Annotated in this window: 12 protein-coding genes; 4 read left to right on the top strand and 8 right to left on the bottom strand. The window is 73.8% G+C overall.

Annotation, left to right across the window (positions count from 1 at the left end; translation table 11 throughout):
* Positions 1-5 precede the first annotated feature (5 nt).
* Both ACZ6RC_RS25830 and ACZ6RC_RS25825 read right to left on the bottom strand, forming a co-directional pair.
* Positions 6-491, bottom strand: a complete 486-nt coding sequence (locus ACZ6RC_RS25830; RefSeq protein ID WP_469587368.1) for a ribonuclease FAU-1 family protein — start codon at positions 489-491, stop codon at positions 6-8.
* Positions 472-1392, bottom strand: coding sequence for a GNAT family N-acetyltransferase (locus ACZ6RC_RS25825; protein ID WP_469587364.1), 921 nt, complete (start codon positions 1390-1392; stop codon positions 472-474). Before ACZ6RC_RS25825 ends, ACZ6RC_RS25830 begins: the two co-directional genes overlap by 20 nt.
* Positions 1393-1465: 73 nt before the next feature.
* On the opposite strand from ACZ6RC_RS25825, the gene ACZ6RC_RS25820 reads away from it, so the two are divergent.
* On the top strand, positions 1466-1840 hold the full coding sequence (locus ACZ6RC_RS25820) for a GntR family transcriptional regulator (protein WP_453619610.1): 375 nt from the start codon (positions 1466-1468) through the stop codon (positions 1838-1840).
* A gap of 124 nt (positions 1841-1964) precedes the next feature.
* Here the strand turns inward: ACZ6RC_RS25820 and ACZ6RC_RS25815 are convergent, their stop codons facing one another.
* The gene (locus tag ACZ6RC_RS25815) at positions 1965-3092 is read right to left on the bottom strand and encodes a DUF5925 domain-containing protein (RefSeq protein ID WP_453619609.1); all 1128 of its coding nucleotides are present in this window, start codon (positions 3090-3092) and stop codon (positions 1965-1967) included.
* Positions 3093-3356: 264 nt separating this feature from the next.
* Between ACZ6RC_RS25815 and ACZ6RC_RS25810 the strand changes: the two genes are divergently transcribed.
* Positions 3357-4163: an SGNH/GDSL hydrolase family protein gene (locus ACZ6RC_RS25810; protein WP_391144564.1), complete on the top strand. Its 807-nt coding sequence runs from the start codon at positions 3357-3359 to the stop codon at positions 4161-4163.
* Here ACZ6RC_RS25810 and ACZ6RC_RS25805 read toward each other — a convergent pair.
* Positions 4147-5763: a serine/threonine-protein kinase gene (locus tag ACZ6RC_RS25805; protein WP_469587359.1), complete on the bottom strand. Its 1617-nt coding sequence runs from the start codon at positions 5761-5763 to the stop codon at positions 4147-4149. The two genes, ACZ6RC_RS25810 and ACZ6RC_RS25805, sit on opposite strands and share 17 nt — an antisense overlap.
* Positions 5764-6100: 337 nt before the next feature.
* Here ACZ6RC_RS25805 and ACZ6RC_RS25800 point away from each other — a divergent pair, with 337 nt between their 5' ends.
* Positions 6101-6364, top strand: coding sequence for a hypothetical protein (locus ACZ6RC_RS25800; protein WP_391144569.1), 264 nt, complete (start codon positions 6101-6103; stop codon positions 6362-6364).
* 170 nt (positions 6365-6534) lie between these two features.
* Here the strand turns inward: ACZ6RC_RS25800 and ACZ6RC_RS25795 are convergent, their stop codons facing one another.
* The 4 genes from ACZ6RC_RS25795 to hmgA all read right to left on the bottom strand — a co-directional run bounded on the left by ACZ6RC_RS25795 (position 6535) and on the right by hmgA (position 11208).
* Positions 6535-7731 (bottom strand): CaiB/BaiF CoA transferase family protein, encoded by a 1197-nt coding sequence (locus ACZ6RC_RS25795; RefSeq protein ID WP_469587356.1) that lies wholly within the window; start codon positions 7729-7731, stop codon positions 6535-6537.
* A 98-nt stretch (positions 7732-7829) separates the two neighbouring features.
* Positions 7830-9053, bottom strand: a complete 1224-nt coding sequence (locus tag ACZ6RC_RS25790) for a type ISP restriction/modification enzyme (protein ID WP_469587353.1) — start codon at positions 9051-9053, stop codon at positions 7830-7832.
* 69 nt (positions 9054-9122) lie between these two features.
* Positions 9123-9872 (bottom strand): GntR family transcriptional regulator, encoded by a 750-nt coding sequence (locus tag ACZ6RC_RS25785; protein ID WP_453619604.1) that lies wholly within the window; start codon positions 9870-9872, stop codon positions 9123-9125.
* 13 nt (positions 9873-9885) lie between these two features.
* On the bottom strand, positions 9886-11208 hold the full coding sequence (gene hmgA / locus ACZ6RC_RS25780) for a homogentisate 1,2-dioxygenase (RefSeq protein ID WP_469587350.1): 1323 nt from the start codon (positions 11206-11208) through the stop codon (positions 9886-9888).
* Positions 11209-11358: 150 nt separating this feature from the next.
* Here hmgA and ACZ6RC_RS25775 point away from each other — a divergent pair, with 150 nt between their 5' ends.
* Positions 11359-13596 carry a right-handed parallel beta-helix repeat-containing protein gene (locus ACZ6RC_RS25775; RefSeq protein ID WP_469587346.1) on the top strand — a complete coding sequence of 746 codons (2238 nt, stop codon included), beginning with the start codon at positions 11359-11361 and terminating at the stop codon, positions 13594-13596.
* Positions 13597-13671 lie beyond the last annotated feature (75 nt).

Raw genomic sequence — 13671 nt, 5'->3', positions numbered from 1 at the left:
GGGCGTTACCGCAGCAGCTCCGCCAGGCCCTCGCGTCCGAGTACCTCCAGCTCGTCGAGGGCGACGACGGCGCACTCCGCCGCCTCCGGGTCACGGACGGCGAGCCCGCTCGCCTCGAACTCGTCCTCGTCGAGCCGCAGCACCTCGCTGCCGTCCGCCGACACCCACAGGTCCAGGTCGAGGTCCTCGACCACCACCTCGCCGCCCGCGTCGTCGATCAGGGCCGGCCGGGCGATGTCGCAGTACCACCCCTTGAGGGAGCCGTCCCCGCCACGGACCTCCTTGACGGCGTACCAGCGGTCACGCCAGTAGTGCTCCACGAAGACGTCGCCCGGCTCGAACCGTACGAAGCCGAAGTCCCGCACCCCTTCCGCCGCCCAGGGGGCGCGGACCGTGAGCCGGGTGCCGTCGTCGGCGAGGACGTCGGCCGGGTAACGGATCTTCGTCCGCCCGGCCTTGACCAGCACCACCTCAACCGAGCGTGCGGACATGACGGACCTCCGTCGCGCAGACCTCGTAGCCGAACCAGGTGTTGATCGCCAGCATCGGTGCGTTGCCGGCGTCGTTCCCGGTGAACGCCTCCGTGCAGCCGGCCGCCCGGGCCCGGTGGAGGGAGTGCGTCTTGGCGAGCTTGGCGAGCCCCCGGCCCCGGAACGCCGGATCGGTACCGGTCATCGCGGAGTTGTAGCGCCCCCGGCCGTCGGTCTGGGCCGCGCTGAACGCGACGGGCCGGCCGTCCACCACGGCGACCGTGGTCAGGCCGGGGTCGAAGAGGGGATGGTTCCAGGTGGTCGCCAGCCAGTGCGTGTAGTCGGTCAGCTCGGCACCCACGTCACCCGGCTCGTCCGCGGTGGTCAGCGCGTCGAGCGCGAACAGCGGCCGCGGATCGGCGGCGAAGTCGGCGGCGGTGCGGATCTCCACTTCGGCGGGCGTCTCCGGGAGCGGCGGCAGGCCGGCGGCGGTCAGGTCGAGCCGCAGGAAGTGCGCGGAGCGGCGGGGGGCGTACCCGTGCCGCTCGGCGAAGGCGCGGTTCGGCGGCTCGTCCAGCACCCAGCTGTACAGCGTGGTGGCGTCCACCTCGGCGAGGTGCTCCTCGGAGGCCCGCAGCAGGAGCGATCCGGCCCCGAGTCCCCGCCGCTCCGGGTGGACGTAGACGTTGACGGAACCGACCCCCGGCTCCGGGGCGTCGTGCGCGTAGCGCAGCTGGGCGGTGCCGATGATCTCCCCGTCGACCTCGGCGACCAGGGGACGCGCATGGGCGTCGGGATGGGCATGGGCCCAGTCGAAGGCCACCTGCGCGGGGGTGGCGAGCATGAACGGCAGGGCCGCGTGCCGCACCTGGGCAAAGCCCCCCGCGTCTTCGGGCCGGACATCGCGCACGATCACAGTCATGGGCCCGCACGCTACGGCCGCGGGTGGTGGGGCCGCCTCCCATTTTCGGGCCCGGCGGAGGCAGAATCAGCGGGTGACATTGCGAATCACCGTGAACACCGGCTCCCCGACCGCTCCGTACGAACAGCTCCGCGCCCAGATCGCGGAGCGCGCCCGCTCCGGCGTCCTGCCGGTCGGCTACAAGCTGCCGACGGTACGGGGGCTGGCGGAGGACCTCGGACTGGCGGCGAACACGGTCGCCAAGGCGTACAAGGCGCTGGAGGCGGACGGCGTCATCGAGACGCGCGGCCGCCACGGCACGTTCGTCGCGGCGGCGGGCGACGCGGCGGAACGGCTGGCCGCGACGGCGGCGGCGTCGTACGCGGGGGAGGCCCACCGGCTCGGCCTGACCCGCGAGGCGGCGGCCAAGGCGGTGGAGGACGCCCTGCGGGCCGCGTACGGCACGTGAGGCAGCGCCCGTGAGGCGCGGCGCCCCAGCAGGCGAGGCCGCACCCTGAGGCGCCGCGCCCCCGCGGGCCGCGTACGGCACGTGAGGCAGCGCCCGTAAGACGCGGCGCACCCCGGCACTCGCCCTAGAGGTAGAGTCCCGCGTCCGGCCGGCGGGACTCCGGGACGCCGGCCGGGGTCGTGCCGCGCCGCAGCGCGTACAGCTCCGCCAGGGTCGCGCCGTCGGCGCCGATCCCCTCCTCCGTGCCGAGCCACGCCACCGCTTCGTTCCGGGTCAGGCCCCCGACCTCGATGCGGGCCAGGCAGCGCCCGGGGCGGACCACCGCCGGATGCAGCCGCTCCAGGTCCTCGTTGGTGGTGACACCGACGAGGACGTTGCGGCCCTGGCCGAGGAGGCCGTCCGTGAGGTTGAGCAGCCGCGACAGCGCCTGGCCGGCGGTGTGCTTCGCCTCGCCGCGGATCAGCTCGTCGCAGTCCTCCAGGAGCAGCAGCCGCCACCGCCCCTTCGCCGTGCCCTCGTCCTCGCCGATGGCGATGTCCATCAGATAGCCGACGTCGTTGAAGAGCCGCTCGGGGTCCAGGACACAGTCCACCTGGCACCAGTCCCGCCACGATCGGGCCAGGGTCCGCAGTGCGGACGTCTTGCCCGTGCCCGGCGGGCCGTGGAGCAGCAGCAGCCGGCCCGCGATGTCGTCGGGGGTGACCTTCATCAGCCGGTCCATCCCCGTGGCCACCGGCGCCGTGTAGTTGGGCCGGATCTCCTCCCACGTACCGGCGCTGATCTGACGGGTCGTGCGGTGCGGGCCGCGGCGGGGCGAGACGTACCAGAACCCCATCGTCACGTTCTCCGGCTGGGGCTCCGGCTCGTCCTTGGCGCCGTCCGTGGCCTCCTTGAGGACCTGCTCCGCCAGGTGCGCTCCGGTCGCGGTGACGGTGACGTCCGCGCCGCGGTTCCAGCGGCTGACCAGCAGCGTCCAGCCCTCGCCCTCGGCGAGCACGGCGCTGCGGTCGTCGTCCTTGGCCGCGCGCAGCACCTTCGCCCCTGCGGGCAGCAGGGTCGCGGCGGGCTTGACCCGGTCCAGGGTGGTGCTGTGGGAGTGCGGCTGCTCGCCCGTGGCGAAGCGGCCGAGGAACAGCGCGTCGACGACATCGGCGGGCGAGTCGCTGTCGTCGACGTTGAGCCGGATCGGCAGCGCCCGCTGGGGGTCGGTCGGCTCGGCGGGCTCCGCCGGGGTCAGAGACATGGCGGTCATGATCCGGCAATCGGGCAGGGAACGCACAGCGTTTTGAACGGGACGGTCCGCGGGTCGCGGGCGCGGCTCCGCCTCGGGAGCCCGCCGGCCCGGCACCGGGCGGGCGGGGGGCCCGGCGGACGACCCGCCAGATGGCCTGATCACGACGGTGGTTGACGGGGCGTCGGGGAGATCTCGCCAAATGTTCTTGGCATGAACACTTCCAGTGGGCCGGATGCGCTGCTACTACCTAGTAACGCAGAGGTACTGCTACAGGGAGGTTCCATGAAACTGTCCCGATTCGCGGCCATCTCGTCCTCGCTCCTGCTCGGTGCCGTCCTCGCCCTGACCGGCGCGGGGAACGCCCAGGCGGCCGAAGCCGCCGCCGTCGACTACGTGGCACTCGGCGACTCGTACTCCTCCGGTGTCGGAGCCGGGAGTTACGACAGCGCCAGTGGCGACTGCAAGCGCTCCACCCGCGCCTTCCCCGTCCTCTGGGCGAACGCCAACTCACCCTCGTCGTTCGCCTTCACCGCATGCTCGGGCGCCCGAACGGGTGATGTCACGAGCGGACAGCTCGGACCCCTCTCCGCCGCCACCGACCTGGTCTCCCTCAGCATCGGCGGCAATGACGCGGGCTTCGCCGACGTCATGACCACCTGCGTCCTCCAGTCGGAGGCCACCTGCATCAACCGGGTGAATCAAGCCAAGAGCTATGTCGACACCACCCTCCCCGGGCGCCTCGACGCGGTGTATTCGGCCATCAGAGCCAAGGCCCCCAACGCCCGCGTCGTGGTCCTCGGCTACCCCCGCTTCTACAAGATCGGCGGCAGCTGCGTCGCAGGACTGAGCGAGAACGAGCGGCGCGCCATCAACGGCGGTTCCGACCACCTCAACGCGGCCACCGCCAAGCGCGCGGCCGACCACGGCTACACCTTCGCGAGCGTCGTCCCCGCCTTCACCGGACACGAGATCTGCTCCGGTTCGGCCTGGCTGCACAGCGTCAACTGGCTCAACATCGGCGAGTCGTACCACCCCACCGCCTCCGGCCAGTCCGGCGGCTACCTGCCCGCCTTCAGGGCCGTGGCGTAAGCACCCCGTCCGAGGAGGCGGCCCCGCCCGACGGGGTCGCCTCCTCGCACGTCACGGAAGTCCGCACCCAGTTCGACCGGACCTCGACCGGGGCCCGGACCTCCACCCGGATCCGGTCCCGCCGCGCCCCGTCCGCGCGGTGCGCCGGCTCGGTGTGGCCGACCCTCCGCTGCGGCGGACCGTCGGCCGCGAACTCCAGCCTCCGCCAGGCACCCGTGGAACTCTCCCCGCTCTCCGTCGCCCAGCGGTACTCCACCGAGGCGGGCGTACGCCCCACCGCGACCGTGGCCGTGAAGGACGGGGCCTCGGCGGCCGGCGGCGGGCACGGCCCGGTGTAACTGCCGCGCACGGCCGTCACGTACACGAGAACCGTCTGCGCCGGCGGCGTGGCGGTCACGGTCGTGGTCGCGGTGGTGACGGTCGTGGTCGTCGTCATGGTGGGTGTGCCGGGGGAGCCGCCCGGGGCACCCGTCGTGCGTGCCGGCGGCGGGGTGAGTCCCGGGTCGCCGCTCGTGGCCCCCGCGCCCGCCCCGGCCCCCGTGCCACCGCCCGGCCGCTCGGCCCGGAGCAGCGCGTACGCCAGCAACCCCCCGGCGATCAGCAGGAGGACGATACCGGCGGCGAGCAGCACCCCCGGGCGGCCCGGCCTCCGCTCGCCGGCGCCGGACCCCGGGGCCCCGGCGGCCGACGGGCGTCCTGTTCCGCCGAAGAAGGAGGAGGACGGGGAGGCCGACGAGGAGACGGTCGGGCCGACCGGGCCGTACGCCGCCCGTACCGGCTCCGTACGCGGCGAACCGCCCGCGCCCACCAGGCGCAGCTGCCGTTCGGCCTCCGCCGCGGACAGCCGCTCCCGGGGGTCCTTCCGCAGCAGCCCCTCGATGACCGGCCCGAGGGGACCCGCCAGGCGTGGCGGCGGAAGTTCCTCGTCCACCACGGCCCGCAGGGTGCTCAGCGGCGTGTCCTGGCGGAAGGGGGAATTGCCCTCCACCGCGGCGTACAGCAGCACCCCGAGCGACCACAGATCGGAGGCCGGGCCGGGTCTCTCGCCCAACGCGCGCTCGGGGGCCAGGAATTCGGGGGATCCGACGAGCTCCCCGGGCACGGTGAGGGTCGAGACGCCGTCCACCGTCGCGATCCCGAAGTCGGTCAGCACCACCCGGCCGTCGTTGCCCATCAGGACGTTGACCGGCTTCACGTCCCGGTGCAGCACCCCCGCCGCGTGAGCGGCCCGCAGCGCGGCCAGGACCTCGGCGCCGATGTGCGCCGCACGGCGCGGCGGCATGGGGCCCTCCGCGTCCAGGACGTCCGAAAGGGTGAGCCCGCGGATCAGCTCCATCACGATCCAGGGACGGCCGTGCTCGGTCGCCACGTCGTACACCGTCACCACGTTCCGGTGCGAGACCCGGGCGGCCGCCCAGGCCTCCCGCTCCAGCCGGGCGTACAGCCGGCTCTCCTCGCCCGCGGGGAGGCCGGCGGGGGCGCGGACCTCCTTGACGGCGACCTCGCGGCCGAGCGCCTCGTCCCTGGCGCGCCAGACGGTCCCCATCCCGCCCTCGCCCAGGATGTCCAGTAACCGGTACCGCCCCGCGATCACGGTCATGGCGCGTTCCCCTGTCCGTTGTCGGCCCGGTGGTGCATTTCTGCCCCCGTCCGGGGTATTTCGAACTCCACGGAACCAGCGGGCGGTGATCTTGGTGGTGGAGATCACAGCCCGCCGGATGACCATGGCCGAGGCCCTTGCGTGCAGGATGGTTCGTGACAGTTCGGCAGGTGTTCGATCGCTGTCCAACTCGCCCTGGAATCAAATGGATTCAGACGGTAACCGTCAACCCCCGTACGAGTGTGGTGAATCCTGCCGCCGGGATACACGGGTGTGACGGTGGGGCGATAGGGTTAACCTGCCCGGGCCGGGTGCCCTCGTTAGGGTGGGGAGTGACATGGAACAGATAGCAATGCGCAGCAGGCCGCGAGTGCCTGCCATCACATGCGGGAACAACGCGACCAGTTCGCGGCTCGACCGCCATCTCGCGGTGCTCGGCGGTCCCGCCGTGCCCCAGCGCGAGGCGGCCGAGGCGACGCTGCTGATGCGTGAACTGACGACCCGTGACCTCGCGCATAGCCGACGCAGCAAGAGCGCGCGCGTCTCGCTCTTCGCACCCCTGCGCCGACTGCGCCGCTCGCTCTTCGGCAGCCGGGGCTGAGCCTCTGGACGACTCCGGAGGCCCCGCGAAAGGGTTGCGGGCAGACGTTCCTCCCCCCGACACCGTCCGGGGGCATGTCCGGGAGCGGTTGGGCGCAACCCCGAAGACGGTGATCGGACACCCCGGTGCCCGGCCACCCGCCCCGACCGCTCCGAGACCGTCAACCCCCGTCACGCCACGACCCCGTCCCCGCGCAGCCCCCGCAGCTCGGCCGCAGTGACCCCCAGCTCCCCCAGCACCCTCTCCGTGTCCTCGCCCAGGGCGGGGATCCGGTCCATCCGGGGGTCAGGACCGTCCGGGAAGACGACCGGCGGCAGCAGCGCGCGCAGCGGCCCCACCGGCGAGTCCACGGACCGCCAGCGGTCGCGCGCCGCCAGCTGCGGATGGCCCGCCAGATCCGCCACCGTGTTCAGACGGGCACAGGCGATGCCCGCCGCGTCCAGCCGGTCCAACGCCTCCGCCGCCGTCAACGGCGCCAGCGCGGCGGCGACCACCGCGTCCGTCTCCGCCCGGCCCGCCACCCGGGCCGTGTTCGTGGCGAACGCCGGATCCTCCGCCAGCTCGGGCCGGCCCAGGACCCGAGTGGCGAGCCGCCGCCACTCCCGGTCGTTCTGCACGGACAGCAGCACCAGGCTCCCGTCCGCCGTCGGATAGGCGTCGTACGGCGCGATGACGGCGTGCGCCAGACCCGTGCGCGCCGGGGCCGTGCCCCCGTGCATCCCGTGGTGCAGGGGATGCCCCATCCACTCCGCCAACGAGTCGAGCAGGGACACCTCCACCGGCCCGCCCCGGCCCGTGGTCCCGCGCCGCACCAGCGCGGCGAGGACACCCGCGTACGCGTACATCCCCGCCGCGATGTCGGCCGCCGGGATCCCCGACTTGACCGGCCGCTCCTCGGTCCCGGTCACCGACACGAGCCCCGCCTCGCACTGCACGAGCATGTCGTACGCCCGCTTCTGCGCGTACGGCCCGCCCGGCCCGTACCCCGATACGTCCACCGCGATCAGCCGGGGGTGGGCGGCGCACAGCGTGGCCGCGTCCAGGCCGAGACGGGCCGCCGCGCCCTGCGCCAGGTTCTGTACGAAGACGTCGGCGCCGGCCACCAGACGGCGGGCGAGCGCGAGGCCCCGCGGCTGCTTCAGATCGAGCGCGACCGACTCCTTGCCACGGTTGCACCACACGAAGTGCGAGGCGAGCCCGCGGGCCGCCGTGTCGTAGCCGCGCGCGAAGTCCCCGCCGTCGAGCCGCTCGATCTTCACCACCCGGGCGCCGAGATCGGCGAGCTGACGGGTGGCGAAGGGCGCGGCGACGGCCTGCTCGACCGCGACGACCGTGATCCCCTCCAGGGGGAGTGGCTGAGTGCTCATGACAGCTCTGCCTACCCGGTGGACACCGCCCTTGTCACTGCGGGACATGTCACCGCGTCCACGCAGGCCACCCGGGGGGAGCGCCGGACATCGCCCGCCTACAGGAGCGCGAACTGGCCCTCGGGGCCCTCCTCCTGGTGGTCCAGGACGGACGCGGGGCTGCGCGCACCCTGCGGCACGGGCAGCACGGCGGCCGCCCGCAGGTCGGCGCGGGTCAGCGAGGGGGCCGCGGCGAGGGAGGCACGCTCCGGCTCGTGCCGGGCCAGCAGCGCGAGGACCGTGATCAGTTCGAGCAGCTCCGAGGTCCACTCCTGGGGCCAGGCCGCCGGACCGATCGCCTCCAGGGTCCCCGGCTCGGCCGGCGCCGTCCGGTGCGCGCACCACTGCTCCAGCATCCGCACGCCACCGACCCGGAACTCCCACGCCTCGGCCGGCACCGGGGAGATCCGCCCCCCGCCGAGCTCCAGCACCTCCTCCTCGGGGTCGTGCACCGGCGTCGTCGGCCGGGCCGGGATCGCCGCCCGTACGTACGGCCGGCGGCCCCCCGGCAACCGGGGCTTCTCGCCGCCCCGGGCACCCCGCAGCTGGACGCCGGTGAGCAGCCGGCCCAGCTCCACGCCACGGGCCCAGACGGCCCGGTCCCGGGGCAGCGGCACCCTGGGCCCCACGGGGGAGGGACGGGCCGCCGCCACGGCCCAGGCCAGCAGCTCCTCGGCGGCGACCTCGTGCCCGTACCGCTCGCCCAGCAGCGCCAGCAGACCGTGCGCCACGTTCGGCTCCCGGCCGCCGGGGCGGCGGAAGAGCGGGCGGATCCGGCCGGGACGGCCGGCGGGGGAGCGGCCGTCGGGCAGGGCGGCGGTCACCAGCAGCGCGGGGCCGCCGCCCGGCCCCGGAGCGGGGACGTAACCCTGCTCCACCGCGAACAGCTGCTGGGCGTCGGCCACCCGCCACAGCTCGGGCCGGGCGGTGTCGATCAGCCGGTGGTCCGGGATCAGCCACTGCTCGTCGAACGGGCCGTGCGCCAGGCGGACGGGCGCCGGGCACGGTCCCGACTCACGGGCGAGGCGGCCGGTGCCGGTCCGCTGCCCGGGAAGCGCGGCGACCGAACTCGAGGGCGTGCGGGCCCTGCTGGACCGGAAGAGCCGCTCGCGCTCCGCGCCCTCGGCCGCCACCAGGCGGTCCCAGCGGGCGCGCAGGGTACGGACGTCCGGGGCCACGATCCACGACCGGCCGAGCCGCAGCGGCGCCACGGACCACGGCATGAGCTCGTCGAGCAGCGGCGCCTCGTCCGGCGGGGGTTTCTCGTCCGTCACGTGCCGCATGCTAGTGAGCGGCCCCCCGGCGGCGCACCAGCGCGTCGGGGCGGGCGGCCCGGGCGGGGGCCGGGACGGTCAGTGGGCCTCGACCGTCACCGTGAAGGAGAACCGGTCGCCCCGGTAGAAGATGCGGGCCACGTCCACCACTCGCCCGTCCTCGCCGTAGGTCACCCCGGTGTAGTGCAGGATCGGCGAGAGCAGCGGCACCTGGAGCAGGCCCGCCGTCTCCGGGTCCGCGAGCCGGGCCTCGACCGTGTCCGTGATGCGGCTGATCCGGACGCCGACCACGTCCCGCAGCACCTTCGTCATCGGCCAGCGCTCCAGATCGGCCGGGTCGAGCCGGGCCGCGACATCCTGGCGGACCGCGTTCAGGGCCCAGTTGGTGGGCTCGCCGCTCTCCCCGTCACAGCGCAGCCGCCGATAGGCCATCACCTCGGACTCGTCCGGGAAGTACTCGGCGAGCTCACCGGGGACGGGCTCGGCGCCGTGGCCCAGGACCGTGGTCAGCTCGCCCGACTGCTGGGCCACGATCGCGTCGATCGAGCCGAGCAGCCGGCGCGGGGTGGACCGCCTCGCCCCCGGCTCGATGAAGGTGCCCCGCCGCCGGTGGCGGCTGATCAGCCCCTCCTCCTCCAGCTCCTTGAGAGCCTGCCGCATGGTCAGCACGCTCACGCCGTAATGGGCGGCGAGCTGCTCCTCGGTGGGCAGCCGCAGCGAGGCGTCGGGCGTGCGGCCCAGTATGGAGGCGCGCAGGGACTGCGAGACCTGGTACCAGAGCGGCAGCTTGCGGTTCAGGACCAGTGAGTCGGGAGCGAAGGCGGTCACGGTTTTCTCCGTACTACGACCGGAAGTGGCGCTCAAGACCCTGCCACACGTCGTCGTAACCGCTCTGCAGATGGTCGGCGTTCGCGGCCTGGCCGGTGGCGGTGAGCGGCCAGCGGGTCTCGAACATGAAGGCCAGGCCGTCGTCGATCTTCTGCGGCTTCAGCTCGGCCGCGCTCGCCCGGTCGAAGGTCTCCCGGTCGGGACCGTGCGCGGACATCATGTTGTGCAGCGAGCCGCCGCCCGGCACGAACCCCTCCGCCTTGGCGTCGTACGCGCCCTCGATCAGGCCCATGTACTCGCTCATCACGTTGCGGTGGAAGTACGGCGGGCGGAAGGTGTCCTCGCCGACCAGCCAGCGCGGGGCGAACACCACGAAGTCGACACCCGCGAGACCGGGGGTGTCGGAGGGCGAGGTCAGCACCGTGAAGATCGACGGGTCCGGGTGGTCGTAGGAGATCGTCCCGATGACGTTGAAGCGGTGCAGGTCGTAGACGTACGGGGTGTGGTTGCCGTGCCAGGCGACGACGTCGAGCGGTGAGTGGCCGTACGTCGCCGACCAGAGGTTGCCGCAGTACTTGTTGACGACCTCGACCGGGCCCTCGACGTCCTCGTAGGCGGCGACGGGCGCGCGGAAGTCGCGGGCGTGGGCGAGCCCGTTGGCGCCGATCGGGCCGAGGTCGGGGAGCTGGAAGGGTGCGCCGTAGTTCTCGCAGACGTAGCCGCGGGCGCTCTCGTCGAGCAGCTCCACGCGGAAGCGGACCCCGCGGGGGATCAGCGCGACCTCGCCGGGACCGGCGGAGAGCAGGCCCAGCTCCGTCCGGAGGAGGAGGCCGCCGCGCTCGGGGACGATCAGCAGCTCCCCGTCGGCGTCGCTGAAGACGCGGTCCATGGAGGCGTTGGCGTGGTAGAGGTGCACGGCCATGCCGGTGCGCTGGGTCGCGTCGCCGTTGCCGCCGAGCGTCCAGAGGCCGGCGAGCCAGTCCGTGCCCTCGGCCGGGTCGGGCAGCGGGTTCCAGCGCAGCCGGTTGGGGTCCGGCACGGTCTCGGTGAAGGGCGCGGAGCGTACGGCGCCGTTGCCGACCCGGGTGAACGGCGGATGCGCGGCCGAGGGACGGATCCGGTACAGCCACGAGCGGCGGTTGTGCGCGCGCGGCTCGGTGAACGCGCTCCCGCTCAGCTGCTCCGCGTACAGGCCCAGCGGCGCCCGCTGCGGCGAGTTCCGGCCGTGCGGCAGCGCGCCGGGGACCGCCTCCGAGCTGTGCTCGTTGCCGAAGCCGGTGGTGTACCGAAGCCCCTCGGCCGTCTTTCTCGCCCGCTCGGTGCTCTCCGTGGTCATCGCGCGCTCCTGTCCTCTGCCCTCAAAGAATCCTATGCATGACCGTAGGATTCCGCCCCCGCTCGCGTCAACGGTGCACCGCGGCGGGAGTGGGACGAAGTCCGTGCACGAGGGGTTCCAAAACATGAACATTGCTCTACTCTCCAGCGCATGTCGTGGACCCGCAGGCTCCTCCTCACGCTCTCGGTCGTCCTGGCGGCGCTCGCCGCCTCCCTCCTCGCCGCCCCGGGGGCCCAGGCCCACGAGGAACGGCCCGTCACCTTCCCCGACGGCTCCGGCAGCGTGCCGGTCCTGCGCACGGGGGAGCCCGACCTCCTGGTCTGCAAGACCGACCGGGCCGACTTCGACCGGCGGATCGCCCGCTTCCCCGCCGCGCTGAAGGCCCGCAACCTCGCCCTCTTCGCCCGCTGCGCGCGGGGCGGCCCCGGCGGGGGACACCGCCACCTCCAGGACGCCGTCGACGCCGTCGACCGCCCCGGCATGACCATCGCCGTGCTGCCCGGCCTGTACGAGGAGGAGCCCTCCCGCGCCACGCCGACCGGCGCCTGCGCCTCCCTGGACGCGCCCCGTTCCTCGCTCGGCTACCAGATCCTGTCGTACGAACAGCAGCGGCGGTGCCCGCACAACCAGAACCTGGTCGCCGTCCTCGGCAAGAAGGACCTCCAGATCGAGGGCACCGGAGCCTCCCGCCTCGACGTCGTCGTCGACGCCGCCTACACCAAGCTCAACGCCGTGCGCGCCGACCGCTCCGACGGCATCTACTTCCGGAACTTCACCGCGCAGCGCACCACATTCAACTCGCTGTACGTCCTCGCGGCCGACGGCTTCGTCATCGACGACGTCCTGACCCGGTGGAACGACGAGTACGGCTTCCTGACCTTCGCCTCCGACCACGGCCTCTACAAGAACTGCGAGTCGTACGGCAACGGCGACTCCGGCATCTACCCCGGCTCGGCCTCCGACATCAACAACGGCCGCGGCTACGACGTCCCCCGCTACTCCATCGAGATCACCGGCTGCCGCAGCCACCACAACATGGTCGGCTACTCCGGCACGGCCGGTGACTCGGTCTGGGTCCACGACAACGAGTTCGACCACAACATGGGCGGCGCCTCCATGGACTCCGCCTTCCCCGGCCACCCCGGACTGCCGCAGAACCACGCCCGCTTCGAGCGGAACCTCATCCACGACAACAACCAGAACTACTACCGGTACGTCGCCGACGGCACCTGCGCCGCGCCGCCCGTCGAGCGCGGCTACGAACAGGGCGTCGTCTGCCCGCAGATCTCCATGCCCCCGGGCACCGGCATCATCACCGCCGGCGGGAACTGGAACCTCTACGAGAACAACTGGGTGTACGGGCACCAGCGCGCCGCCTTCTTCCTGAGCGCCGTCCCCGCCTTCATCCGGGGCGAGTCGGCCTGGGGCAAGCAGACCGACACCTCCCACCACAACCGCTACGCCGGCAACCACCTGGGCGTCGACCGGTCGGGCGCCTCCCGCCCCAACCGCACCGACGTCTGGTGGGACGGCCAGGGCGGCGGGAACTGCTGGCAGCCCGGCACCGGCGCCTCCACCCCGGGCACCCTGCCCGAGTGCGGGGCGCGCCGGGGCGAGGTCTCGGGGAACACCGACCGGCTCGTCGGCGAACCGTCCAAGCTCGCCCATCTGCTGGTCTGCGCCGACTACGACGTCCAGGCGCGGAGGCTCCCGGCGGGCTGCGACTGGTACGGCGCCCGGGGCGTCCAGCGCGTCGAGACCCAGCTCGCCCTGGGGTCCGCGGTGGTCCTCGCGCTCGTGGGCGGGGCCCTGTGGTGGCGCAGGCTGCGGGGCAGCCGCCTGGCGGGCGCGGCGACCCTCCTCGGCCTCGTGGGCCTCGCCCTCGACGTCGCCGGCTCGACCCTGGGCCTGGCCTCCGGGCCCCTGCCCGCCCTGGCCCTCCTCCTGACCGGCGCCTGGTGGACGGCCCTCGGCCTCACCCTGCGCCCGGCCCGCCCCGCCTTCGCCTGGACCACCCTCACCCTGGGCGCCCTGACCCTCCTCGACGCCTTCGACAAGGCCGTCCTCATGATCCCCTGGATCCCCCTCAGCCCCGCCTGGCTCCGCACCCTCCTGGCCGTGGCCTGGATCCTCTGGTCCGCCACCCTCTCCACCCGCCCTGCGGCCTCCGGCCCCGCCACGGGGGAGAGGACGGAGGGCACGCGGCCGGACGGCCGGGACGGCGATGACCCGCGGCCCGAGCCGGCCGGCGCCGGAACGGACGGCCGGGACGGCGACGCCCCCCGGCCGGAGCCCGCCCACGGCACCCCGGTCGTCGGGCCACCTCGCTCGCGCCGGGACGACCCCGCGGCCGGGACACCCCGCTCGGGCGCGGAGGCGACCGAATGACCCGCCCCGAGACGACCGGCGGGCAGCGCGAACCGGCGGGCCAGGGGTCGCGCTTTCCGGTCGGGTCCGTTCCGC

This window comes from Streptomyces sp. NPDC048353, from assembly GCF_055587165.1.
This window is presented reverse-complemented; position numbering and strand designations above follow the sequence as displayed.

What these genes read in the sequence shown, in the direction of transcription:
- ACZ6RC_RS25775 (WP_469587346.1), top strand. Translation starts at nt 11,359, where the DNA reads ATGTCGTGGACCCGCAGGCTCCTCCTCACGCTCTCGGTCGTCCTGGCG.
- ACZ6RC_RS25795 (WP_469587356.1), bottom strand. Translation starts at nt 7,731, where the DNA reads ATGAGCACTCAGCCACTCCCCCTGGAGGGGATCACGGTCGTCGCGGTC.
- ACZ6RC_RS25815 (WP_453619609.1), bottom strand. Translation starts at nt 3,092, where the DNA reads ATGACCGCCATGTCTCTGACCCCGGCGGAGCCCGCCGAGCCGACCGAC.
- ACZ6RC_RS25825 (WP_469587364.1), bottom strand. Translation starts at nt 1,392, where the DNA reads ATGACTGTGATCGTGCGCGATGTCCGGCCCGAAGACGCGGGGGGCTTT.
- ACZ6RC_RS25805 (WP_469587359.1), bottom strand. Translation starts at nt 5,763, where the DNA reads ATGACCGTGATCGCGGGGCGGTACCGGTTACTGGACATCCTGGGCGAG.
- hmgA (WP_469587350.1), bottom strand. Translation starts at nt 11,208, where the DNA reads ATGACCACGGAGAGCACCGAGCGGGCGAGAAAGACGGCCGAGGGGCTT.
- ACZ6RC_RS25790 (WP_469587353.1), bottom strand. Translation starts at nt 9,053, where the DNA reads ATGCGGCACGTGACGGACGAGAAACCCCCGCCGGACGAGGCGCCGCTG.
- ACZ6RC_RS25810 (WP_391144564.1), top strand. Translation starts at nt 3,357, where the DNA reads ATGAAACTGTCCCGATTCGCGGCCATCTCGTCCTCGCTCCTGCTCGGT.
- ACZ6RC_RS25830 (WP_469587368.1), bottom strand. Translation starts at nt 491, where the DNA reads ATGTCCGCACGCTCGGTTGAGGTGGTGCTGGTCAAGGCCGGGCGGACG.
- ACZ6RC_RS25800 (WP_391144569.1), top strand. Translation starts at nt 6,101, where the DNA reads ATGGAACAGATAGCAATGCGCAGCAGGCCGCGAGTGCCTGCCATCACA.